This is a genomic window from Mesorhizobium sp. BHbdii (assembly GCF_053848045.1).
This window is the reverse complement of sequence record NZ_JBSPKX010000153.1, coordinates 1-490: the sequence shown is the minus strand read 5'-3', so window position 1 is coordinate 490 and position 490 is coordinate 1. Positions and strand designations below refer to the sequence as shown.

Annotated in this window: 1 protein-coding gene; it reads left to right on the top strand. The window is 60.0% G+C overall.

From position 1 onward, the window contains the following. Positions 1-196 precede the first annotated feature (196 nt). On the top strand, positions 197-490 hold a 294-nt coding region (locus ACWTU8_RS32345), incomplete at its 3' end, for an HdeD family acid-resistance protein (RefSeq protein ID WP_455851314.1).

Sequence of the window (490 nt, the reverse complement as noted above, 5' to 3'; positions counted from 1 at the left end):
CAGCCCCGATCGGGAGGTCAACTGTGAGGTTGCATTGGAGCCTGCGTTCGAGGAACTGGTCGCATCGTCACAAGCTCGCGGATGGACAGCCCAGGAGACGGCGGTAACTCTCCTGAAAATCGCAAGAGCGCATGCGGCCCGGCTTGAGGTCGTCACAGGCACTGACGGCTTTTGGAGGCAGAGCAGGTCGATCTCCTTGGATGCCGCAGCGGACGTCTTTCGCGAGGCAATGCGGCAGACTCTCAAGCGGTACTCACTTTGGTATTTGGTGGAGGGCGTGCTGCTAGTCGCAGCCGGAACTCTGGCAGTGACCTTACCGATGATCTCGTCGATTGCCGTGGTGAACTTGCTCGGGTGGGTGCTGATCGTCAGCGGAGGCCTCCGAGGCATAAGCCTGATCGGCGCGGGCCACGTGCCTCATTTCTGGCTGCAACTCATCTCCGTCATCCTTGCCGTGCTGATTGGTCTTCTCTTTCTGCGCCATCCTGGA